The sequence below is a fragment of the Streptomyces sp. NBC_01390 genome (genome assembly GCF_045040105.1).
GTDB lineage: Bacteria > Actinomycetota > Actinomycetes > Streptomycetales > Streptomycetaceae > Streptomyces.
Window position 1 is genome coordinate 6,054,583 of sequence record NZ_CP109551.1, and the last position, 21,286, is coordinate 6,075,868.

Annotated in this window: 19 protein-coding genes and 3 pseudogenes; 9 read left to right on the top strand and 13 right to left on the bottom strand. The window is 69.2% G+C overall.

What is annotated here, in order from left to right; all coding sequences use genetic code 11:
* Positions 1–10 precede the first annotated feature (10 nt).
* From OG241_RS27275 to OG241_RS27305, 7 genes and pseudogenes are all read right to left on the bottom strand, one after another.
* Entirely contained in the window at positions 11–1,303 is a 1,293-nt protein-coding gene (locus OG241_RS27275; protein WP_405818778.1) for a DUF418 domain-containing protein, read from the bottom strand.
* A 660-nt stretch (positions 1,304–1,963) separates the two neighbouring features.
* On the bottom strand, positions 1,964–2,647 hold the full coding sequence (locus OG241_RS27280) for a response regulator (protein WP_405818780.1): 684 nt from the start codon (positions 2,645–2,647) through the stop codon (positions 1,964–1,966).
* A 111-nt stretch (positions 2,648–2,758) separates the two neighbouring features.
* Positions 2,759–3,400, bottom strand: coding sequence for a potassium-transporting ATPase subunit C (locus tag OG241_RS27285; protein WP_405826443.1), 642 nt, complete (start codon positions 3,398–3,400; stop codon positions 2,759–2,761).
* A gap of 24 nt (positions 3,401–3,424) precedes the next feature.
* Complete coding sequence (gene kdpB / locus OG241_RS27290) at positions 3,425–5,548, bottom strand: potassium-transporting ATPase subunit KdpB (protein ID WP_405818782.1); 2,124 nt, start codon at positions 5,546–5,548, stop codon at positions 3,425–3,427.
* Positions 5,545–7,209, bottom strand: coding sequence for a potassium-transporting ATPase subunit KdpA (kdpA, locus tag OG241_RS27295; RefSeq protein ID WP_405818784.1), 1,665 nt, complete (start codon positions 7,207–7,209; stop codon positions 5,545–5,547). Before kdpA ends, kdpB begins: the two co-directional genes overlap by 4 nt.
* Before the next feature lie 8 nt (positions 7,210–7,217).
* Positions 7,218–7,307, bottom strand: coding sequence for a K(+)-transporting ATPase subunit F (gene kdpF, locus OG241_RS27300; protein WP_389108052.1), 90 nt, complete (start codon positions 7,305–7,307; stop codon positions 7,218–7,220).
* 270 nt (positions 7,308–7,577) lie between these two features.
* Positions 7,578–7,907 (bottom strand): annotated as a pseudogene (locus tag OG241_RS27305) (amino acid permease); the annotation flags it as partial.
* A gap of 228 nt (positions 7,908–8,135) precedes the next feature.
* Here OG241_RS27305 and OG241_RS27310 point away from each other — a divergent pair.
* Both OG241_RS27310 and OG241_RS27315 read left to right on the top strand, forming a co-directional pair.
* On the top strand, positions 8,136–10,091 hold the full coding sequence (locus tag OG241_RS27310; protein ID WP_405818786.1) for an amino acid transporter: 1,956 nt from the start codon (positions 8,136–8,138) through the stop codon (positions 10,089–10,091).
* A gap of 105 nt (positions 10,092–10,196) precedes the next feature.
* Positions 10,197–10,715 (top strand): hypothetical protein, encoded by a 519-nt coding sequence (locus tag OG241_RS27315; protein ID WP_405818787.1) that lies wholly within the window; start codon positions 10,197–10,199, stop codon positions 10,713–10,715.
* A gap of 69 nt (positions 10,716–10,784) precedes the next feature.
* Here OG241_RS27315 and OG241_RS27320 read toward each other — a convergent pair whose 3' ends face one another.
* Positions 10,785–13,580, bottom strand: a complete 2,796-nt coding sequence (locus OG241_RS27320) for an alpha/beta hydrolase family protein (RefSeq protein WP_405818789.1) — start codon at positions 13,578–13,580, stop codon at positions 10,785–10,787.
* 260 nt (positions 13,581–13,840) lie between these two features.
* Between OG241_RS27320 and OG241_RS27325 the strand changes: the two genes are divergently transcribed.
* Entirely contained in the window at positions 13,841–14,188 is a 348-nt protein-coding gene (locus OG241_RS27325; protein ID WP_405818791.1) for an ArsR/SmtB family transcription factor, read from the top strand.
* Positions 14,185–14,583, top strand: coding sequence for a VOC family protein (locus tag OG241_RS27330; RefSeq protein ID WP_405818793.1), 399 nt, complete (start codon positions 14,185–14,187; stop codon positions 14,581–14,583). The genes OG241_RS27325 and OG241_RS27330 overlap by 4 nt, the downstream gene beginning before the upstream one ends.
* Positions 14,584–14,593: 10 nt before the next feature.
* On the opposite strand, the gene OG241_RS27335 is transcribed toward OG241_RS27330, so the two are convergent.
* On the bottom strand, positions 14,594–15,817 hold the full coding sequence (locus OG241_RS27335; RefSeq protein WP_405818794.1) for an alpha/beta hydrolase: 1,224 nt from the start codon (positions 15,815–15,817) through the stop codon (positions 14,594–14,596).
* Between the two features lie 287 nt (positions 15,818–16,104).
* On the opposite strand from OG241_RS27335, the gene OG241_RS27340 reads away from it, so the two are divergent.
* On the top strand, positions 16,105–16,938 hold the full coding sequence (locus OG241_RS27340) for a PIG-L family deacetylase (protein WP_405818796.1): 834 nt from the start codon (positions 16,105–16,107) through the stop codon (positions 16,936–16,938).
* A 75-nt stretch (positions 16,939–17,013) separates the two neighbouring features.
* Here OG241_RS27340 and OG241_RS27345 read toward each other — a convergent pair whose 3' ends face one another.
* Together OG241_RS27345 and OG241_RS27350 are read right to left on the bottom strand one after the other, a co-directional pair.
* Positions 17,014–17,466, bottom strand: a complete 453-nt coding sequence (locus OG241_RS27345; RefSeq protein ID WP_405818797.1) for a peptidoglycan-binding protein — start codon at positions 17,464–17,466, stop codon at positions 17,014–17,016.
* 308 nt (positions 17,467–17,774) lie between these two features.
* Positions 17,775–18,367: pseudogene (locus OG241_RS27350) on the bottom strand (sensor histidine kinase); the annotation flags it as partial.
* A 1-nt stretch (position 18,368) separates the two neighbouring features.
* Between OG241_RS27350 and OG241_RS27355 the strand changes: the two are divergent.
* The 3 genes and pseudogenes from OG241_RS27355 to OG241_RS27365 form a co-directional block, all read left to right on the top strand.
* Positions 18,369–19,061 (top strand): annotated as a pseudogene (locus OG241_RS27355) (ferric reductase); the annotation flags it as partial.
* A 7-nt stretch (positions 19,062–19,068) separates the two neighbouring features.
* Positions 19,069–19,554, top strand: coding sequence for an FMN-binding protein (locus tag OG241_RS27360; protein WP_405818798.1), 486 nt, complete (start codon positions 19,069–19,071; stop codon positions 19,552–19,554).
* A 23-nt stretch (positions 19,555–19,577) separates the two neighbouring features.
* On the top strand, positions 19,578–19,706 hold the full coding sequence (locus OG241_RS27365) for a hypothetical protein (RefSeq protein ID WP_405818800.1): 129 nt from the start codon (positions 19,578–19,580) through the stop codon (positions 19,704–19,706).
* 23 nt (positions 19,707–19,729) lie between these two features.
* On the opposite strand, the gene OG241_RS27370 is transcribed toward OG241_RS27365, so the two are convergent.
* The gene (locus tag OG241_RS27370; protein WP_405818801.1) at positions 19,730–20,281 is read right to left on the bottom strand and encodes a hypothetical protein; all 552 of its coding nucleotides are present in this window, start codon (positions 20,279–20,281) and stop codon (positions 19,730–19,732) included.
* 120 nt (positions 20,282–20,401) lie between these two features.
* On the opposite strand from OG241_RS27370, the gene OG241_RS27375 reads away from it, so the two are divergent.
* Positions 20,402–20,512, top strand: coding sequence for a hypothetical protein (locus OG241_RS27375; RefSeq protein WP_405818803.1), 111 nt, complete (start codon positions 20,402–20,404; stop codon positions 20,510–20,512).
* Between the two features lie 121 nt (positions 20,513–20,633).
* Here the strand turns inward: OG241_RS27375 and OG241_RS27380 are convergent, their stop codons facing one another.
* Positions 20,634–21,200 carry a VOC family protein gene (locus OG241_RS27380; RefSeq protein ID WP_405818805.1) on the bottom strand — a complete coding sequence of 189 codons (567 nt, stop codon included), beginning with the start codon at positions 21,198–21,200 and terminating at the stop codon, positions 20,634–20,636.
* Between the last annotated feature and the right edge of the window lie 86 nt (positions 21,201–21,286).

Sequence of the window (21,286 nt, forward strand, 5' to 3'; positions counted from 1 at the left end):
CGCCCGAGGCTCAGCGGACGCGGTTCGCCAGTTTGGTGGCCCTGTTGAGCAGGTACTCCAGCGGGCCGCGGCGGAAGAAGCGGGACCAGAGCGCCGCGAACACTGTGGCTCCGGCGATGAACGAGAGCAGCAGCGCGGTGGAGGCGGACCGCGGCGGGGCGGCCTCTTCGCCGGGCAGGGCGAGGATGACCAGGATGTGGCCCACGTAGATGGTCAGGGACATGGTGCCGACGGCGATGACCGGCGTTGCCAGCCGGCGCAGCCACGGCAGTCGGGCCAGCGCCACCGTCAGGCACAGGAGCACGGTGATCGCGATGCCCAGGCTGCCGATGAGGTCGAACGTGGAACCGGTGTGCGGCTCGGCCGCCAGCAGCCCCCATGCGTCGTTGCCCCCGAGACCACCGCCGACCGGCGAGTCGAAGGATCCCGAGGATCCCGATGCCGTACCGGGATCCTTCATGGCATCACCCGGGTCCTTCATGGCGGACATGGCGTCCATGACCTTCTGTGCGCCGCCGGTCAGCCGGAGCGCCAGCCAGGAGACGCCGTATCCGAACGCGATCATCGCGGGGCCTACGACGGCCAGTCGGCGCTGGACCGTGCCGGAGGTCAGATCCAGTCGGCCCAGCGTCATGCCGGTGACCACGAACGTCATCCAGGTGATCGCCGGGTAGAGACCGGTGAGCAGGAGATCGAGCACGCCCACGCCGGAGAGCCGGGCGATCGGGTCCCAGGAGTCGATGCTGTGCACGACCGACTCGGTGAGCAGCGCCCGGATCACGTACGCCACCTGCGGCGTGACGAGCGCGAGGGTGACCGCGATGATCGCGAGCGTCCGGGCCCGCAGCCGCAGCAGGGGCAGGGCCAGCAGGAAGTACACCGCGTAGAAGTTCAGGATCCCGGCGCCACCGAAGTTGGTCATCGCCAGCGCGACGCCCACCACCAGCAGGATCAGGGCCCGGATCACGATCCTGGCCCTCGCCTGCCGGCCGGCCGGTCCGGTCTTCGGCTCGAAGCGGCCTGAGATCAGCATCAACGAGAACCCGGCGAGGGTGGCGAACAGAGCCGAGGCCCGGCCACTCGACAGCTCCAGCAGCCAGTCGCCAACGCCGCCCCCGGGCGTCGCTGCGGGGCCGACGTGCACGGCGAACATCCCGAACACGGCCAGTGCGCGGGCGAGGTCCACCGCGACCAGCCGAGCCATCGGCGCGGCCGGCTCCGTCACTGTGGCGGACTCGGAATCGGAATCGGGCGCGGGTATGGGGAACGGAGGCTTCTGCTCGGCACTTTCGATCTCGGTCACCGTGACAACCTCGCCGAGGCGGGAGCGGTCGACCATCCGCCGGGCATCGGAAGTCGCCCCGCCGGTCGGCCGACCGGCCCCCTCCGGTCGGCGGGGTCGGTCCCGGCCGTACACGACGACCAAGCCAAGCTACGGGTACGCTGCCGCCGGCAAGCACCAGCACAGGCGAGGAGCGTCGTGGAGCTGTCGCCGCCGTTGTCGAACCGTCTGGGGAACGCCTGCCTGGGAGCCGTCCCGGCGGTCGGTGCTGTTGCCTACCTGGCGCAAGCTGATACGGGCTTCGCGCGGCTCATGGCCTGTTTCGCTGTGATCGGGTTCGCGGTCCTCTCCGTGCGCGGGTACCGGCTCGGCGTGACGTGTGAGCGCGGGACACTCTCCATCCGCGGCAACCTTCGGACCCGCGTGATCGCGCGAGAGTGCGTCACGCAGATCACGGACTTTCCCGCCGTCAGATGGACGGCTCGCAATGGGGGCAGGCGATGGACTCCCATCACGGCGTTCATGACGAGCCCGAGCGAAGCCTCGGCCACCCGACTCCACAAGGCCCATGCCACAAGGGAGTTGAGACGCTGGGCAGGACGCTGACGACGGGCCGACGCGGCGGCGGCACTCGAGATCGTTCGGCCCGGTGCCTGATACCGCCCTCGTCCGCGTGCCATGTCAGCCCTCGAAGCGGTAGCCCATGCCGGGCTCGGTGATCAGATAGCGGGGGTGGGAGGGGTCCGTCTCCAGTTTGCGGCGGAGCTGGGCGAGATAGACCCGCAGGTAGTTGGTCTTATTGCTGCCGGAGACCCCCCAGACCTCCTGGAGCAGTTGCTTCTGGGTGATCAGGCGGCCCGGGTGGGTGATCAGGATCTCCAGCAGGTGCCATTCGGTGGGGGTCAGCCGTACGTCCCGCCCGTCCCGTACGACCTTCTTGGCACGCAGGTCGACGGTGAATCCGTCGGTCTCCACCACCGTCATCTCGGGTACGAACGGGCCGTCCTCGGTACGGCGCACGGCGGCCCGCAGCCGGGCCAGGAGCTCGTCCATGCTGAACGGCTTGGTGATGTAGTCGTCGGCGCCCGCGTCGAGGGCGGCGACCTTCTCGTCAGAGCCCTGCCGGGCGGACAGGACCAGGATCGGTACCCGGGTCCAGCCGCGCAGGGCCCTGATGACGTCGACGCCGTCCATGTCGGGCAGTCCCAGGTCGAGCAGCACCACGTCGGGCTGGTGCGCGGCTGCCAGCCGCAGGGCCGTGGCGCCGTCGTGGGCCGCGTCGACGTCGTACCGGCGGGCCCGCATGTTGATCACGAGCGCCCGTACGAGCTGTGGGTCGTCCTCCACCACGAGCACCCGGGTCATGGGCGTGCGCCTTTCCACTTGTACGTGCCGGTCATCACGCAATCGCCTTTGCGGCAGCGGGAGTCGGCGGCCCCGGCAGCCGACTCCCGCCCGGGCTGTCGGGTAACGCCATCAGCCCTTTGCCGCGCGGGCCTTGAGGTCCTTGAGCGCGATGTTGAGTTCGAGGACGTTCACCCGGGGTTCCCCGACGAAGCCGAGGGTGCGGCCTTCGGTGTGCTCTCCGACCAGCTTCGAGACCTGCGCGACGGTCAGGCTGTTGCGCTCGGCGATCCGGTGGACCTGGAGGTCGGCGTAGGCCGGGGAGATGTCCGGGTCGAGGCCGGAGGCGGAGGAGGTGACCGCGTCGGCCGGGACCTGGGAGGGCGCGACCTTGTAGTCGGCGGTGGAGTTGTCCTTGACGACCTTGGCCCTGGCCTCCTTCACCGCCTTGACGAGGTCGGGGTTGTCGGCCGAGAGGTTGGTGGCGCCGGACAGGATCAGCTTGTACTGCGTGTTGACCGAGTTGTCGCCGAGGCCGTTCGCCGGCCGGGGCTGGAAGTAGTCGAGGCTGTAGCCCTGTTGGCCGATGAGAGAGGATCCGACGACCTTCCCCTCCGACTCGATCTCCGAGCCGTTGGCCTTGTTGTGGAACAGGGCCTGGCCGACGCCGGTGACGGCGAGCGGGTAGATGACCCCGGTCACCAGGGTCAGCACGAGCAGGGCCCGCAGGCCTGCCCCGAGCAACCGGGCGGTGTTCATGACGGAGTTGTTCATGACAGTCAGCACGCTTTCAAGAAACTACAGCCCGGGGATGAGTGAGATGAGCAGGTCGATGACCTTGATGCCGATGAAGGGCGCGATCAGCCCGCCGACGCCGTAGATCGTGAGGTTGCGGCGCAGCATCCTGTCCGCGCTCATCGGCCGGTACCGCACACCCTTCAGGGCCAGCGGGACCAGCGCGATGATGATCAGCGCGTTGAAGACGACCGCCGAGAGGATCGCGGAGTCGGGCGAGGACAGGTGCATGATGTTGAGCTTGTCCAGGCCCGGGTAGACGGCCGCGAACAGCGCCGGGATGATCGCGAAGTACTTCGCGACGTCGTTGGCGATGGAGAACGTCGTCAACGCGCCCCGGGTGATGAGGAGTTGCTTGCCGATCTCGACGATCTCGATCAGTTTCGTCGGGTTCGAGTCGAGGTCGACCATGTTGCCGGCCTCCTTCGCCGCCGACGTGCCCGTGTTCATGGCCACGCCCACGTCGGCCTGGGCCAGCGCCGGCGCGTCGTTCGTCCCGTCGCCGGTCATCGCGACGAGCTTGCCGCCCGCCTGCTCTCGCTTGATGAGGGCCATCTTGTCCTCGGGAGTGGCCTCCGCGAGGAAGTCGTCGACGCCCGCCTCCTCGGCGATCGCCTTGGCGGTCAGCGGGTTGTCGCCCGTGATCATGACCGTCCTGATGCCCATCCGGCGCAGCTCGTCGAACCGCTCCCGCATGCCCTCCTTGACGACGTCCTTGAGGTGGATGACCCCCAACACCCGGGCACCTTCGGCGTCTTCGACCGCGACCAGCAACGGGGTACCACCGGCCCCGGAGATCCGGTCGGTCAACTCCTGGGCGTCCTGGGCGACTTCGCCGCCCTGCTCGGTGACCCAGGTGACGACTGAACCGGCGGCGCCCTTGCGGATCTTCCTGCCGTCGACGTCCACACCCGACATGCGGGTCTGGGCGGTGAAGGCGATCCACTCGGCACCGGCCAACTCGCCCTGCTCACGCTCGCGCAGGCCGTACGTCTCCTTCGCCAGTACGACGATCGAGCGGCCCTCGGGCGTCTCGTCGGCCAGCGACGACAGCTGGGCCGCGTCCGCGAGTTCGGCCTCCGTGGTGCCGTTCACCGGCACGAACTCCGAGGCCTGACGGTTGCCGAGCGTGATGGTGCCCGTCTTGTCGAGCAGCAGGGTCGAGACGTCACCGGCGGCTTCAACTGCCCTGCCCGACATGGCCAGTACGTTGCGCTGGACCAGCCGGTCCATGCCCGCGATGCCGATCGCGGAGAGGAGCGCGCCGATCGTGGTCGGGATCAGACAGACCAGCAGCGCCACCAGCACGACCATCGTCAGGTGGGTGCCCGCGTAGTCGGCGAACGGCGGCAGCGTGGCCACCGCGAGCAGGAAGACGATGGTGAGGGACGCGAGCAGGATGTTCAGCGCGATCTCGTTCGGTGTCTTCTGCCGGGCCGCGCCCTCGACCAGGTTGATCATGCGGTCGATGAAGGTCTCGCCGGGCTTCGTCGTGATCCTGACGACGATCCGGTCGGAGAGGACCTTCGTACCGCCGGTGACGGCGCTGCGGTCGCCGCCGGACTCGCGGATGACCGGCGCCGATTCACCGGTGATCGCCGACTCGTCCACGGAGGCGACACCCTCGGCCACGTCACCGTCGCCGGGGATGATGTCCCCGGCCTCGCAGACGACCAGGTCACCGATCCTCAACTCGGTGCCGGGAACCTGCTCTTCGGTGTCGCCGGTGAGCCGGCGGGCGACGGTGTCGGTCTTGGCCCTGCGCAGGGTCTCGGCCTGCGCCTTGCCTCGGCCCTCGGCCACCGCCTCCGCGAGGTTGGCGAAGATCACGGTCAGCCAGAGCCAGGCGCTGATGGTCCAGCCGAACCAGTCGCCCGGGTCCTTGAAGGAGAAGACCGTCGTCAGCACGGACCCGACCAGCACCACGAACATCACGGGCGACTTGACCATCACCCGCGGATCGAGCTTGCGGCAGGCGTCCGGCAGGGACTTCACGAGCTGCTTGGGGTCGAACAGGCCCGCGCCGACCCGTCCTTCGGGCGCCTTGTGACCTGTCGGCGCGTCCTGGTGGGGCGCCAGGGTGGGAGTGGACATGGAGTCCTCGTGCTTCTGCGTGTCGGTGGTCATGACGCCAGCCCCTCGGCCAGCGGGCCCAGCGCGAGTGCCGGGAAGTACGTCAGACCGGTGATGATGAGGATCGCGCCCACCAACAGCCCGGTGAACAGCGGCTTTTCGGTACGCAGCGTGCCCGCGGTGACCGGGACCGGCTTCTGCTCGGCGAGCGAGCCCGCCAGCGCCAGCACGAAGATCATGGGCAGGAAGCGGCCGAGGATCATCGCCAGACCGGTCATCGTGTTGTACCAGTCGGTGTTCGCGTTCAGGCCCGCGAAGGCCGAGCCGTTGTTGTTCGACGCGGACGTGAAGGCGTACAGCACCTCGGAGAACCCGTGCGCACCGGAGTTGAGCATCGAGTTCGGCGGTGTCCGCAGGGCCATCGAGGCCGCGGTGAAGATCAGTACCAGGGCCGGCGTGACGAGGATGTAGCAGGCCGCGAGCTTGATCTCGCGGGTGCCGATCTTCTTGCCGAGGTACTCGGGCGTCCGGCCGACCATGAGCCCGGCGATGAACACCGCGATGACCGCCATGATCAGCATGCCGTAGAGGCCGGAGCCGGTGCCGCCGGGCGCGATCTCGCCCAGCATCATGCCCAGCATCGCGATCCCGCCGCCGAGGCCGGTGAACGAGGAGTGGAAGGAGTCCACCGCGCCGGTCGAGGTGAGCGTGGTCGACACCGCGAAGATCGACGACGAGCCGACGCCGAACCGGACCTCCTTGCCCTCCAGCGCGCCGCCGGCCGCCTGGAGCGCCGGACCGTGGTGCGCGAACTCGGTCCACATCATCAGGACGACGAAGCCCAGCCAGATCGTCGCCATGGTCGCGAGGATCGCGTACCCCTGCCTGACCGAGCCGACCATCACTCCGAAGGTCCGGGTCAGGGAGAACGGGATCACCAACAGCAGGAAGATCTCGAAGAGGTTGGTGAAGGGCGTCGGATTCTCGAACGGATGAGCCGAGTTGGCGTTGAAGTAGCCACCGCCGTTGGTCCCGAACTCCTTGATGGCCTCCTGCGAGGCGACCGCCCCGCCGTTCCACTGCTGCGAGCCCCCTACGAACTGACCCACCTCATGGATGCCGGAGAAGTTCTGGATGACGCCACACGCCACCAGCACGATCGCCGCGATGAACGCACCGGGCAGCAGGATGCGGGTGACCCCACGCACCAGGTCGGACCAGAAGTTGCCCAGCTCACCGGTCCGGGACCGCGCGAACCCTCGTACGAGGGCCACGGCGACGGCGATGCCGACGGCCGCGGAGACGAAGTTCTGCACGGCGAGGCCGGCGGTCTGCACGACGTGGCCCATGGCCTGCTCGCCGTAGTACGACTGCCAGTTGGTGTTCGTCACGAAGGACGCGGCCGTGTTGAACGCCTGCGCCGGCTCGATCGAGGAGAAGCCGAGCGAACCCGGCAGTACGCCCTGGAGCCGCTGCATCAGATAGAGGAAGAGGACGCTGACCGCGGAGAAGGCCAGGACCCCGCGCAGATACGCCGACCAGCGCATCTCCGCATCGGGATTGGCACCGATGCCCTTGTAGATCCACTTCTCGACCCGCCAGTGCCTGTCGGAGGAGTAGACCTTGGCCATGTAGTTGCCGAGGGGGACGTAGGCGAGCGCCAGCGCGCCCGTCAGAGCGAGCAGTTGGAGGAAGCCTGCGAGTACGGGACCCATGTCGTGGCTCAGAACCTCTCCGGGAAGATCAGGGCGAGGACGAGATAGCCCAGCAGGGCGACGGCCACGACGAGGCCGACGATGGTCTCGGCGGTCACAGCTTCGTCACCCCCTTGGCGACGAGGGCCACCAGCGCGAAAACCGCGATCGTGGTGACGACGAAGGCCACGTCGGCCATCGCGAGCTCCTAGAGAAGGTTCAGAAATCCGCGAACGGATCGCGCAAGCGGATCGGACGATTCGAGGAAACCCCGCCCCGGGCCGGATTCGGCCGCATTTGACGGGTCCCTTACGGCGGCCTCCACTCCCTTGACGCGACTCTTACGGCGCCTGCGCCGACGCCCACCGGGACAAGTGGCGCCGGGCACATCAGGGCAGCCGGAAGCGCAGTCGGCAGATCACGACGTCGGTCTCCCGCCGCACCGCGTGCGCGACGACCGCGCCCCGCTGGTTCTGCGGCAGCCGCTGTCACAGCCGCTCCGGCTCGGTCTCCGGGACCAGCACGGTGACCCACGTGCCCGGCTCGGCCACCGCGACCTCACGGACGTACGCGGCGATGGGGCGGCCGAGCGAGCGGCGCTCACAGGCCAGCCGGACCAGCGGCACCCCGGGATCCCACTCGGTCGGGTAGCGGACGGCCACCGCGCGGACTCGTCGCCCACTCGTCGCCCACTCGTCGCCCACCTCGTCGAGCAGCCGGCCGTCGTCTCCGACGCGGCCGCTTCCGCCTACCGCCCGCCGGCCTTCAGCCCGCCGCCAGACCCGCCCCGCTCTGCCGGCGACCCGCATCCGGCCGGTCTTAACGGACCCTTGACGCACACGCAGTGATCTCCCATGGCCCGGGCGTCACTCTCCGCTTACGCTGATCTCGCCGTCTGTGTGATGGCCGAAACCCCACGCCGAGCCGCACACCGGGAGAGCACGTCGATGGACACCGCCGAGGGCCCGCCGCAGAGCCGACTGCGAACGTGGATGTTGCAGGGCCTGTCCGACATGGGCCGCCAGGGTGGCCACACCGGGCCCCACGCCGAGCCGGAGCCCCCGCACAAGGGCCAGCGCTGGTGGCGGGTGATGTGCCTGACCGGGGTCGACTACTTCTCCACCCTCGGCTACCAGCCGGGCATCGCGGCCCTCGCCGCCGGCCTCCTCTCCCCGGTCGCCACCGTCGTCCTGGTCGTGGTCACCCTGGCCGGCGTCCTGCCCGTGTACCGCCGTGTCGCGGAGGAGAGCCCGCACGGCGAGGGGTCGATCTCCATGCTGGAGCGGCTGCTGTCGTTCTGGCAGGGCAAGCTGTTCGTCCTGACCCTGCTCGGCTTCGCCGCCACCGACTTCCTGATCACCATCACCCTGTCGGCCGCCGACGCCTCCACACACCTGATCGAGAACCCGCACCTGACCGGCACGCTGCACGGGCAACAGATGATCATCACCCTGGTCCTGGTGGCCCTGCTGGGCGCGGTGTTCCTCAAGGGCTTCCTGGAGGCGATCGGCGTCGCCGTCGCACTGGTCGTGGCGTACCTGGGGCTCAACACCGTGGTCGTGATCGTCGGCATGTACCACGTGCTCACCGAGGGCCACGTGGTCACCGACTGGTCCAGCGCCCTGACCACCGAGCACGGCAACGTCTTCGCCATGATCGGCGTCTCCCTGCTCGTCTTCCCCAAGCTCGCCCTCGGCCTCTCCGGCTTCGAGACCGGCGTCGCCGTGATGCCGCACGTCCAGGGCGACCCCGGCGACACGGAGGAGAACCCGAAGGGCCGCATCCGGGACACCAAGAAGCTCCTCACGGCCGCCGCGCTGATCATGAGCGTGTTCCTGATCGCGACGAGCTTCATCACGACGGTGCTCATCCCGGAGAAGGAGTTCGAGTCGGGCGGCCAGGCCAACGGCCGTGCGCTGGCGTATCTCTCGCACGAGTACCTCGGGAACACCTTCGGGACGGTCTACGACGTCTCGACCATCGCCATCCTGTGGTTCGCCGGCGCCTCCGCGATGGCCGGCCTGCTCAACCTGATGCCCCGCTACCTGCCCCGCTACGGCATGGCCCCGCACTGGGCCCGCGCCGTGCGCCCCATGGTCATCGTCTTCACCCTGATCGCCTTCCTGGTCACCTGGCTCTTCGACGCCGACGTCGACGCCCAGGGCGGCGCCTACGCCACCGGCGTCCTGGTGCTGATGTCCTCGGCGGCGATCGCCGTGACCATCGCCGCCCGCCGCGCCGAGCAGAAGGGCTGGACCATCGGCTTCGGAGTCGTCTCGGCGGTCCTGCTCTACGTCACCGGGGCCAACGTCGTCGAGCGCCCCGACGGTGTGAAGATCGGCGCCTGCTTCATCGTCGGCATCATCCTGGTCTCCCTGGCCTCCCGGCTGGCCCGCGCCTTCGAGCTCCGGGTGACGAGCGTGACGCTCGACGACATGGCGGAACGTTTCATCCGGGACATGTCCCACCGGCGCATCCGCTTCATCGCCAACGAGCCGGGGCGACGGGACAAGGCCGAGTACCGCGACAAGGTCGAACAGATCCGCAACGACAACGACCTGCCCGAGCAGGAGGACTTCGTCTTCGTCGAGGTCACGGTCACCGACCCCTCCGAGTTCGAGGCGGGCCTGACGGTCCGCGGCGAGGTCCTGCACAACCGCTACCGCGTCCTGACCCTGGAGTCCTCCTCCGTCCCCAACGCGCTGGCCGCCCTTCTCCTCTACGCCCGCGACACCACCAAGTGCATGCCGCACATCTACTTCGAGTGGACCGAGGGCAACCCCTTCGCCAACTTCCTCCGCTTCTTCCTCTTCGGCCACGGCGAGGTCGCCCCGGTCACCCGCGAGGTCCTGCGCGAGGCGGAACCGGACCGGGCCAGACGCCCGCGCGTCCACACCGGCTGAGGCTCCGGCCGCCCGCGTCAGCGCCCCGTCAAGATTCACCCGTACGGCGCCAGGACCCCGTAAGGGACGGCCGCGGGGCCCGGTACGGCGCCTACCGTCGGCAGCATGCGACGGAAGGGACTGCTTGCCCCGACCGGCGACCGCCACTGGCGTGGCAGCGCCCGGTTCGCGGTGAGCTGCGCACTGATCTTCTGCGCCATGAGCCTGCTGGTCGACTGGGACGCGGGAAGCCTGACGCCTCTCCGCGCCCTGCTCTGGATCACCCTGTCGGCCATCGTGGGCGACATCCTGCTCCCACAGCGGGTGAGCGCCGGACCCGGCTGGCTGGCTGTACGCACCCCCTGGCGCCGGTACACGGTCCACACGGACGTGCTGGCAGCCGTACGGCAGTACGACGGCGTCTCCTCCCACCTCGTCCTGCGGGACGTCCACGGCCACCGCCTGACACTCGACACCCGGGTCCTCGCCGCCAACCCGCTGCTCTGGCACGAGGTCGACACGGGTGTCCGCCGCTCCCTGGAGCGCGGAACGCTGCGCCAGGGAGCGGCGGTCGTGGCGCGTCTGGGACATCGCATCGACCAGGAGACCGCCCGGGCCGTGCTTCGGGCATCGGGGCTCTCCTGATGGCGGTGCCGTCGGCCTTCCCGTAGGGGGTGGGAAGGCCGACGGCAACTCATAAGGGCTCGAGCGTCGCTAGGAGGCGTCTCGTACCGTGCCGGTGAACTGCGGGCCCTCGACCGACTCTCCGGCGGGGTCGTAGGTCCAGAGGCGCAGGTGAAGTGACTCCGTGTTCTCGGTCAGCTGGTCGGTGACGGTGGGTACGGGCACGTCGATGCTCAGGCTGCCCGCGGGTACCTCGCCCATGAGCAGCGCGCCGTTCGGCAGGGCGGACAGCGGTCGCTCCGGATCCGGTGCGGCTCCGAAGTTCTCGTCCAGCCACGTCGCGGGGACGTCCTTGGTGGACAGTTCGGGGCCGTCGGCTACGGGCAGCAGCTCCAGGTCCGTCCACGTGACGACGTCGGCGACCGCCGAGAGGCTGATGCGCCAGACCAGTGGCTGGCCCTCGGTGACCTGGTCGGCGACCGGGGTCATGGTCACCGTGGGCTGGGGGTCGTCGTTCTGGGCGGTGACGCCGCCCAGGTAGGAGCCGATCACCGCGCCCCGTACGGTCTTGACGGCCACCAGGTGGTTCGTGTCGGAGCTGTAGCGGGTGTTGCCCTCGACCGTCACCGGTACGTCGACGCGGCTACCGGCCCGGACCTTCACCGTGCGCGCGACGGGAGTGGCGCTGCCCGGCTCGGCCACGAACAGCCGGACCTCGCCGCTGCCGGACCCGGACACCCGTACCGGCACCTGGTAGGTGCGCAAGCCGGAGTCACCCTCCTTGACGGTCAGCCGGCCGACGTCCACGCGCGCCAGTTTCGCGGGCTCGACGACGGGGGTGCCGGGGCGCCAGCCGTAGGCGTCCACCAGCCATGCCGTCCCGGATCCGGTACGAGGGGTCAGGCGCAGGGTCTTCACCTGGCCGAGGTCGATGCGCTTGCCGGTCTCGGGGGACAGGGGTACGCGGACCTCGCGCGCCCAGTAGGAGGAGGTACGGGAGGTGCCCGGCACGCCGTCGACGCGGACCCGGCCGAGGTTCGCCCGCTTGCCGGAGGTGTCGCTGAGGGCGATGTCCAGCTCGGTGCCCGTGGAGTTCGGCGGGACGATCACGCGCAGGCTCAGCGACTTCGCGCCGGACAGGGCGACCGGGCGGGCGGGGCTGAGCGTGGTGGCGGTGCCGGAGCTGCTCCAGTTCATGGCCAGCGCGTACCGGTCCGGCTCCTTGCCGGGTGTCACCCTGCGCCACTGGGTGAAGTGCGGGGAAGCGGTGCCGAGGGCGGGGTCCAGGCAGGAGACCTTCGGGTCCGGGTCCACCTGGGCGCACAGCCGGCCGCCGGTGACGGTGGCGGAGGAGCCGGGAAGGAACGTACCCGAGCGGGCGGCGCCGACGGCGTGGGTGAGGACGCGGGCGGGTCCGGCGGAGGCGGCGCGCGCGCCGGATCCGTCGAGCAGCGGGCGGACCCGGTCGTCACCGGCGACGAACAGCCGGGCCGCAGCGGCTATGTACGTCGAGCCCGCCTTCTGCTGCTGCTCGGCCGTGAGCCGGGTGGCGGTGCCCGGCGAGCACAGCGGGTCGTGCTCGTCGCCGCCGTACGAGAAGTCGTCGCCGGACGGTGCGGTGGCCTGGCCGGGGGTCCACTCGGTGTTGAAGTAGTTGTGGTTGGCGCCCGTCATGTAGACCGCGCTGTGCAGGGCCCTGCCGCGGCTGACCCCTCGGGTGCCGTCGACGTAGTACTCGCCCTGGAGGTCGATGACGTCTCCGTCGCAGCCCGGCAGGATCGTCACGGACGGCACGTCGGGTGCGGGGTTCTGGCCGAAGATCGTGGGGCCTATGAGGACGGTTCCGCGTATCTTCCAGCGGGTCGGACCGTCGTAGCCGTCCTGGTCGGCGGGCGGTGGGGTGAGGCTGTCCAGCGCGGCCCGGTCGACGCCCTCACCGCCACGGGAGTGGCCCACCAGCAGCACCCGGCCGAGGTCGGCGCGGGGTGCCCGTCGTACGACCTCGGGGGCCGTGGACGGGTCGGCGGCCCAGTCCGCCCAGTGGGCCAGGTGCAGCCGTACCAGCGAGGAGCGGGCCTGGGCGCCGGCGTCGTCGGCCTGCCAGTCCTGGGCGTTGACGGAGTTGGCCGAGATCGAGACCGTCACATAGCCCTGGGAGGCCAGGAGTTGCTGGTCGTGCAGGTAGCCGCGGTAGCTCGGCACCGGCTCGTAGTCGGCCGGGCACGGCCATTCGAGGGTGGAGTCGTCGCCCTTGAAGCAGGTGACGTGGCGCCCGTGCAGGAACAGCGCGAGCGGGCGGCTGCCGGTGGCGCCCTCGGGGGCGACCACCACGGCCTTCATCTCCACGTCGGTGTCGTAGCCGGGCAGATGGACCGACGGCAGGGTGTACTCGCCGCTGGTCGTACGGAACGAGCCGGCCACGCCGGGGTCGACCTTGTTCACGTTCGCCGCCCGGGGCAGCCGCGAGGGACCCGACGAGCTGCCGGCGCTACGGCGCTCACGGGCCGCGGCGTTCACTCCGGCCGCGTCCAGCCGGCGGCCTGCGGCCTCGACCCGCAGATCGTCCGTCCTGCCGAGGCGCACCCCGTCGAGCGGAAGCCGGAAGGTGCGTCCGTCCGCGGCGGGTCTGGGGGTGCCCAACAGCCGTTCCCCGCTGAGGAACTCGACCTGGGCATCACCCACCGGCACCTTCTCGGGCGAGCGCCATACGAGCTCCGCCGAGTTCCCGGAACCGGTGGTCAGCCAGCCCTCGGGAAGCCCCGGAGACACGGGAGCGGTCGGCCGCCCGGGCTCCGGTTCCGGCGAGGCCTGCGCCGTTCCCGGCGACGCCAGCGCCAGCGCGAGGACCGCTGTCACAGCGGCCGTCACGCGCGAGACACGGATCACTTCAGTTCCTCCTCATGGTCAGTACCCCGGGCACCCCACGGGTCCCGGGCTCCCCCGACGCACCAAATGCAGCACATTCGAACACCCTGTCACCTCCTCGCACGGCATTCGCACAAATTCCGCCCCTTCCGTACAACAAGACACGTGCAACCAGGTGGAGTTGGCCTGCCGGTGAGTCCAACTCCCGCGTAACCACGCATGGATAAAGGGCACGCTTCGGCCGGGTTGAAGACATTTAGCGAGCATGCTAAGTATTGTCCGTGGACAGAGACACCGGCGGTGCGGACTCGGCCGTCTACGACCGTGTCTTCGCCGCGCTCGCCCATCCGGCCCGTCGGCAGATCCTGATCACCCTGCACTTCGAGGGCGGGGCGATGGGTGCGGGCGAGATCGCGCGGATGTTTGAGCATGCCTGGCCGACCACCAGCAGGCACCTGCAGGTGATGGTGGACGCCGGCCTGGTGACGTACGAACGCCATGGACGGACGCGGACCTACCGTGTGAACCGGCCGCGCGTGGACCTGGTCGCCGACTGGCTGGGGCTGATCCGCGAGACCGGCGCGTCACGGCCGACGTCTGACGACGAGACGACTAGGAACAGCCCATGACCAACGACGACCCGATCCTGTTCCGCCTCAACGTCGAGGTCGCGAACCTCGACGAGGCGGTCACCTTCTACTCGACCCTGCTCGGCACGACCGGCCGCAGACAGGCGGGCGCGCGGTGCTACTTCACCTGCGGTGCGGTCACTCTGCAGGTGCTCGATGTCTCCGGCCACAGCGCCGTCAACCGGCTGCCGAAATCGCTGTACTTCACCGTCCGAAGCCTCGGCGACGTGTTCGAGCGCGCTCGAGGGCTGGGATGCCTGTCGACCGAGGACGTGTACGGAGCCTCGGCCGGTGAGATCGCCGTACGGCCATGGGGCGAGCGGTCGTTCTACGTCGACGACCCCTGGGGGAACTCTCTTTGCTTCGTCGAAGCGGGGACGGTCTACGAGGGGTGAGGCGGGTGAGTCACGGCAGTACTGGCCCCTTCTTGTGGTGGCGGGGCACGGCGTCCTGGGGGAACGTCAGCTGCTGGCTCATCCACTGCAGGGCCGGGGGCATCTCCTGCACCCAGGTCGGGAAGTTGTGGCTGCCGTGCTCGGGCAGGATCGACACGACGCGCATGGGTGCCCTGACGGCTCGAATGAACGCCTGCGTCTGCGGATAGCCGCGTTCACCGTGCTTGCTCTCGGCGACCAGTACGGAGACCTGGGGAACCGGCAGGTGCCGCAGCCTCCACATCAGGTCGTGGCCGTTGCTCCGCTCGGCGCGGTCCGGTCCGCTGCCGAAGAGGTTGCCGGTCGTCGGGTCGTCCTTGACCTTGTAGTCGGGCGACAGGGCGGCGGCCGTCGTGTACACCTGGGGATCGCGCATCGTCAGCTGAAGGGCGCAGCTGCCGCCGGAGGAGTAGCCCATGACGCCCCAGGCGCTGGCGGCACGGCCCACCCGGTAGGCGGACTTCAGGGCGTCGGGCAGATCCCTGGCCAGGAAGGTCTCGGTCTGCGGGCCGCCCGGTACGTTCACGCACTCGGTGTCGCGCGGCGGGGCGATCGTCGGCCGGATCATCACCATGACGGTCGGCTGCATCCGACCGCTCTTCTGCAACTCACCGGCGATCTGGGGCACCCGCAGATGCTGCGCGAGGTTGAAGATGCTGCCCGGGTAACCGCTGAGCGCCACGATCACCGGGAAACGCTGCCGTTGGTACGCCTTCTGGAAGTACTGCGGCGGCAGGTAGACGAAGGCCGGGTCGACCACGCCGGTGCGGCGTCCGATGATCTTCACGGACTCCACTCGCCCGCTCACCGCGGCAGGACCGGTGGGCAGTCCGCTGACCTGGCTCAGCTGCTCGTCGGTGGCCGGCTGCACCAGCGCCCCCTTCAGGGCGACGTCGCTCGCCGTACCGACTCCGCCGGTGACGCCGGCCTCCCCCGCCTGTGTCACCCCTACGGGGGCGGTCTCGACGCGGCCGAAGAGTTCGCCCCACGATCCGAAGAACTGGTACGACGAGTTCAGCCAGCACGCGAACGCCGCGATGATCACCACCTGGGTCGTCCCGATGGCCACCAGTCGTCCCAGCACCTGCCACAGTCCCTGCCGGGCGAAGCGTGGCCACGACCAGACCAGCAGTGCCACACCCACGACGGCGAGGGCCGCCATCACATACACAGTCGTCTCGCTGGTCAGACCCATACCGGTTGATACCCGATTTCCCTACCCGTGCGGTTTCCTTCACACAGAAGGAGGGCTATTGCACCCTTGGCGTTCCCCAATCAGCGCAAATGGGGTGAAGGCGAGGGTCCATTCGTGTCCTGGGCGCACCTCGCGGGCCATCGGCCGCCGGCCCGCACCCGGAAGCCGGACGGCCGCGCCGGGAACAGTCGGTCCGGTCGGCACGGTTGCACCGACGAGGGACCAGCGCCGTACGGGCCCACCTGGATCATTGGATCAATACGTGTTTCCGCAGGAGGACTGACTTCATGACTGACCGGCCCTTGACGCTCATGGCAGTACACGCCCACCCCGACGACGAGGCCACCGGAACCGGCGGGGTCCTCGCGCGGTACGCGGCGGAGGGCATACGCACGGTTCTGGTGACATGTACCGACGGCGGTTGCGGTGACGGACCCGGGGGCGTCAAGCCGGGCGAGCCCGGGCACGATCCGGCGGCGGTCGCCCTGCTGCGCCGGCAGGAACTCGAGGCGAGCTGTGGGGTCCTGAAGATCAGCGACCTGGAGATGCTGGACTACGCCGACTCCGGGATGATGGGCTGGCCGAGCAACGACGCCCCCCATTCCTTCTGGCAGACCCCGGTGGAGGAAGGCGCCGCCCGGCTCGCGGAACTCATGCGGCACTACCGGCCCGACGTGGTCGTCACCTACGACGAGAACGGCTTCTACGGCCACCCCGACCACATCCAGGCCCACCGCATCACCATGGCGGCGCTGGAGCTGACCGACCTGACACCGAAGGTGTACTGGACGACGATGCCCCGCTCGAAGATGCAGCAGTTCGGCGAGACCATGCGTGAGTTCCAGGAGGACATGCCGGAGCCGGATCCCGCCGAGGCCGCCGCGCTGGCCGAGATCGGCCTCCCCGACGACGAGATCTCCACGTGGGTGGACACCACCGAGTTCAGCGGTCAGAAGTTCGACGCGCTGGCCGCGCACGCCAGCCAGGGCGAGAACATCTTCTTCCTCAGGATGGGCAAGGAGCGGTTCGGCGAGCTGATGGGCATGGAGACCTTCGTACGCGTCCGGGACACCACCGGCGCGACCGTACCTGAGAAGGACCTTTTCGCCGGACTTCGCTGACACGCCTCCCGGACCCCGGCCGGCCGGCTGGCCTGCTGGCCGACCGGGGTCCGGGAAACGGTGTTCAGGATTGGCTCAGCAGCCAGTGTCGTTGTAATTCCAGAACGCATTCCTGGTCTGCGGTCCGGCGATACCGTCGGGAGTTCCGGCGTTGAAGCCGACGGCGTTCAGGAACTTCTGCAGCGCCGTGATCGTGTTGGGCCCGACGGCCCCGTCGACGGTGCCGGCGTTGTAGCCCCAGGCGTTGAGCATCCGCTGGGCCGCCTTCCAGCTGTTGGTGCCCAGCTGTCCGTCCTCGGTACCGGCGTTGAAGCCCCACGCGTTCAGGCAGCTCTGCCAGTTCCTGGCATGGGCCGCGTCCAGGCCGAGGTTGTTCACCGCGAGGATGGCGGCATGCGGGCTGCTGACCGCGGGCTTGGTGGCCTGCTGGGGGGCCGCCACGCTCGCGGTCGCACCCGCGAGACCGCCGGCGGCGATGCCGACGACGGCGCTCGTGGTGACGAGTGCCCTGACCAGAGAAGATCTCATCGCTTCCTCATTCCGATCGACTGTGAGGCGTTGACGCGACCGCCGGCGCCAGGCGTCCGCGCCGGCCGTCCGCGCCGACTCAGCGTGCCAAACTCATGCGCCCAAATCCTGTGAAAGTTCGACCCAATTTCTCGTATGACTCAGTTCAGGCCATATTTCCCAGAATTCTGCGTACGAGATTGCGTTGAGTTCCCGTCAGCGGCGGTTTTGCGAATTCCGGCCGGTATTCACGCAGCAGGAAATCCGAAAAGGGCGGTCCGGCTACCAGCGCAGCGGAACGGCGGCGAGGTGGTCGTTTTCACGCTCCGTTACACGGACGACATGCCCGCGGTGACCGGCAGTCGGACGGTGAACGTGGTCGATCCCGGGGTGCTTTCCAGGGTGACGCTTCCGTCGTGTGGGCCTCCGTCACCGCCGCCACGATCGAGAGGCCCAGGCCGGTGCCCGTGCCGCCGTTCGCGTCCTCGGGGCGGCGGCGGTCGGCGTGGGTGAAGCGTTCGAAGACCTTGGACCGGACGTCCGCCGCGACGCCCGGCCCGTCGTCGTGGACCTTCAGCAGCGCTGTCGTGTCGTCGGCTTCAAGGGAGACGGTCACCGTGCTGCCGACGGGGGTGTGCAGGCGGGCGTTGGCCAGCAGGTTGGCCAGCACCTGATGGAGGCGGTGGGTGTCGCCCGGCACCGTCACCGGCTCTTCGCGCAGCTCCAGCAGCCAGCGGTGTCCGGGGCCCGCGGCCTGGGCGTCCGTCACCGCGTCGAGGACGAGGCGGGTCAGGTCGACGGGCAGGCGTTCCAGGGGGCGGCCGGCGTCCAGGCGGGCCAGGAGCAGCAGGTCGTCGACCATCTCACCCATCCGGGCCGCTTCGGCCTCGATGCGCTCCAGCGCCCGCGTCACCTTCTGGGGGCTCGCCCCGGTCCGGCTCAATCTCCGTCACCGGCTGCGGGTCGACTCCGTGCACAAGGAGGCGCCGGGCGTGTACTCCGTCGTCATCAGCGGCCGACGGCTGCCCGAGATGGGCGTACGGCCGGGGCAGTTCCTGCGCTGGCGGTTCCTCACCGAGGGGATGCGCTGGACGTCCACGCCGTACTCCCTGTCGGCGCCGCCGCGCCCGGACCTGCTGCGCATCACCGTCAAGGCGCTCGGCGACCACAGTGCCGCCGTCCCGCTGCTGCGGCCGGGCACCCGGGTGTGGGCGGAGGGCCCGTACGGGGCGCTGACCGCCGACCGGCAGACCACGCACAGGTCCCTGCTGATCGCGGGCGGGGTCGGTGTCACCCCGCTGCGGGCCCTGTTCGAGACGCTGCCCGGCGACGTCACCCTGCTCTACCGCGCCCGTACGAACGAGGATCTCGCCCTGGGTGGTGAGCTGGAGGCAGTCGCACGGTGGCGCGGAGGCAAGGTGCTGTACGCGCTCAACGGTCCGCAGGGCCGGCGCCCGGACCTCACCGCCGACGCCCTGCGCGCCGCTGTTCCCGATCTCGACTCCCACGACGTGTACCTGTGCGGCCCGCACGGGTTCGCCCAGGACCTGTACGCGGAACTGCGCGGCGCCGGGGTCCCCGACCGCCGTATCCACCACGAGTCCTTCGAGCTGTGAGGCCGTCTTGCACACGTTGAGGAAGAACCGCCCGCTGCGCCGCATCGTGCTGGCGAGCGCCGCGACCGTCTCCGGGATGGTGATGCTGCTGTCGCTGAAGCCGCATACGACGCCCAGTGTCGCCGAACTCGCGTCCACTCCCGCGCCGTCGAGCAGTTCCAGCAGTTCGAGCGGTTCCAGCACGTCGGGGGGCGGGGCGAGCGGGTCGGCCACGGGTACGCGGACCCTCACCGGGGACAGCGTCCAGACCCGGTGGGGTCCCGTCCAGGTCCGGGTCACGGTGACGAACGGGAAGCTCACCGACGTCACCGCGGTCACCTACCCGCAGGAGAATCCGCGCGACCAGCAGATCAACTCCTACGCCATCCCACAGTTGACCAGAGAGGCGCTCACCGCCCAGAGCGCCGACATCGACACGGTCTCCGGGGCCACGTACACCAGCGACGGCTACCGGCAGTCGCTGCAGTCGGCGCTGGACTCCGCGAACGGCTGAATCAGCTCACCGAGCTCACCGATTTGACTGATTTGACCGAGCTGACCGAGCTGACCGAGCTGACCGAGGTGACTGAGCTGGCCGAGTTCACCGTTCACCTAGTTCACCTGGTTCACCCCGCCACCGTGGTGCTCTCGACCTCCAACCTCTGACCTCTGACCTCGTCAAAGATCGCCTAGAAGTAGGAAGCCACCAGGTCGCGGTCCACCGTGATGGTGTCGCGATCCAGTGCGGGCAGCCCTAGGTGGTCACAGATCAGTCGGGTCAGCTGCTCCTCGTAGGTCTCGTTCTGATGGTCCAGTCCGGCCGCCGTGATGAGAGGAGCCAACTTGTTGGGCCAGTATTCTCCGACGTGGTCAGGGCCTTCGTAGTCGATGCAGGACGATATCTGGCCGTCCTTGTAGTGGTACGCCTTGGGCCTGTGGGCCTGGGCAATGCTCGGGTTGGGAAAGAACACCATCAGCTCAGCGCCCTGGGGACACAGCCCGCGATAGTCGATCTCGTCGTAGTCGTCCTGGGAAGGGTTGAACATGTGGTGCACGATCACGCCCCAGTCGCCCGGTGCTGGGTCGTTGCCGTGGGCGAACGGCGGCCGGCGCCGTGCGGACAGGCCTTCGGCCATGGCGGCCAGGCTGGTCCCCTTGAAGTAGACCAGGACGGTTTCGTCGTCCCTGTACCGGCCGTCTTCCATCCACGCTATGACGCCACACTCGATCCAACTTGTCATGCTCAGCAACATAACCGGCGCTACTGACATACAGCAGGCTGTGCCTGGACGTGCCGAGCAAGTCGACCGCCGAGAAACCGCCAGCTCAGCTACACCGGCAGCGTCTACATGCTGGTGGCCGTGCACAGCGGGCTGAACCTCGGAGTGCTGAACAACGCGACGACGACCGGAGCGGCGGTCGTCCAGCTGACGGGCACGGGCGCGGCGAGTCAGAAGTGGACCGTCGGCTGACACCTCCCGTGCCGGCCCGAGCCAGGACGAAGAGCCGGGCCGAACACGAACGGCCCGCTGCGACCGACCCTGTGTTCCAGTGGTTGTCGCAGCGGGCCGGACCTCGCCGTGCCGAGGCCGGTCAGCGGTAGGTGTTGTTGGTGGTGTGCTCGCCGGCGAGCCAGGAGGCGAGTTCGGCGCGGGCGGTGCGTCGGCGTTCGGCGTCGCTCGCCTCGATGCCGGGCGCGTCCAGGGTGAATTCGAGGAGCAGACCGTTGGGGTCGCTGGTGTAGAGGGAGCGGCAGTAGCCGTGCTCCAGGACGTAGGTCTCGTCGGGCCGCCAGGCCGCCTTCTCCAGCCGTTCGGCTATCGCGTTCTGCACGTCCTCGGTGACCTTGAGGGCGATGTGCTGGAACGGTGAGTGCGGCATCTCGGGGCCGAACTGCTTCTGGTCCTCGGGGTCGGCGAACTGGAAGAAGGCGAGGGCGCTGCCGTCGCCGAGGCCGTAGAAGGTGTGGCAGTACGTGCGGACCGCGCCGAAGAGTTCGTCGGACTCCTTCCAGGTGGCGACGAGGGGCAGGCCGACGATGTCCTCGTAGAAGGCCCGGGTGGCCTCCTGGTCGCGGGTGACGTACGCGTTGTGATGCAGCCGTGAGGGCAGGGCCGCGGTGCTGGACGCGGTCGAGGGTGCGGGGGAAGCCTGGGTCATCGTCGACTCTCCTTGAGTTTCCTTGGTCCGCCGGGCAGCGGCGACGGACCGAGCGACGGACGCCTGTCCGCCAGACGGTCGCTCTC

Coding starts and splice junctions, on each gene's coding strand:
- OG241_RS27280 (WP_405818780.1), bottom strand. CDS start 2,647: ATGACCCGGGTGCTCGTGGTGGAGGACGACCCACAGCTCGTACGGGCG.
- OG241_RS27285 (WP_405826443.1), bottom strand. CDS start 3,400: ATGAACAACTCCGTCATGAACACCGCCCGGTTGCTCGGGGCAGGCCTG.
- kdpB (WP_405818782.1), bottom strand. CDS start 5,548: ATGACCACCGACACGCAGAAGCACGAGGACTCCATGTCCACTCCCACC.
- kdpA (WP_405818784.1), bottom strand. CDS start 7,209: ATGGGTCCCGTACTCGCAGGCTTCCTCCAACTGCTCGCTCTGACGGGC.
- OG241_RS27310 (WP_405818786.1), top strand. CDS start 8,136: ATGGACACCGCCGAGGGCCCGCCGCAGAGCCGACTGCGAACGTGGATG.
- OG241_RS27315 (WP_405818787.1), top strand. CDS start 10,197: ATGCGACGGAAGGGACTGCTTGCCCCGACCGGCGACCGCCACTGGCGT.
- OG241_RS27330 (WP_405818793.1), top strand. CDS start 14,185: ATGACCAACGACGACCCGATCCTGTTCCGCCTCAACGTCGAGGTCGCG.
- OG241_RS27335 (WP_405818794.1), bottom strand. CDS start 15,817: ATGGGTCTGACCAGCGAGACGACTGTGTATGTGATGGCGGCCCTCGCC.
- OG241_RS27340 (WP_405818796.1), top strand. CDS start 16,105: ATGACTGACCGGCCCTTGACGCTCATGGCAGTACACGCCCACCCCGAC.
- OG241_RS27345 (WP_405818797.1), bottom strand. CDS start 17,466: ATGAGATCTTCTCTGGTCAGGGCACTCGTCACCACGAGCGCCGTCGTC.
- OG241_RS27370 (WP_405818801.1), bottom strand. CDS start 20,281: ATGACAAGTTGGATCGAGTGTGGCGTCATAGCGTGGATGGAAGACGGC.
- OG241_RS27380 (WP_405818805.1), bottom strand. CDS start 21,200: ATGACCCAGGCTTCCCCCGCACCCTCGACCGCGTCCAGCACCGCGGCC.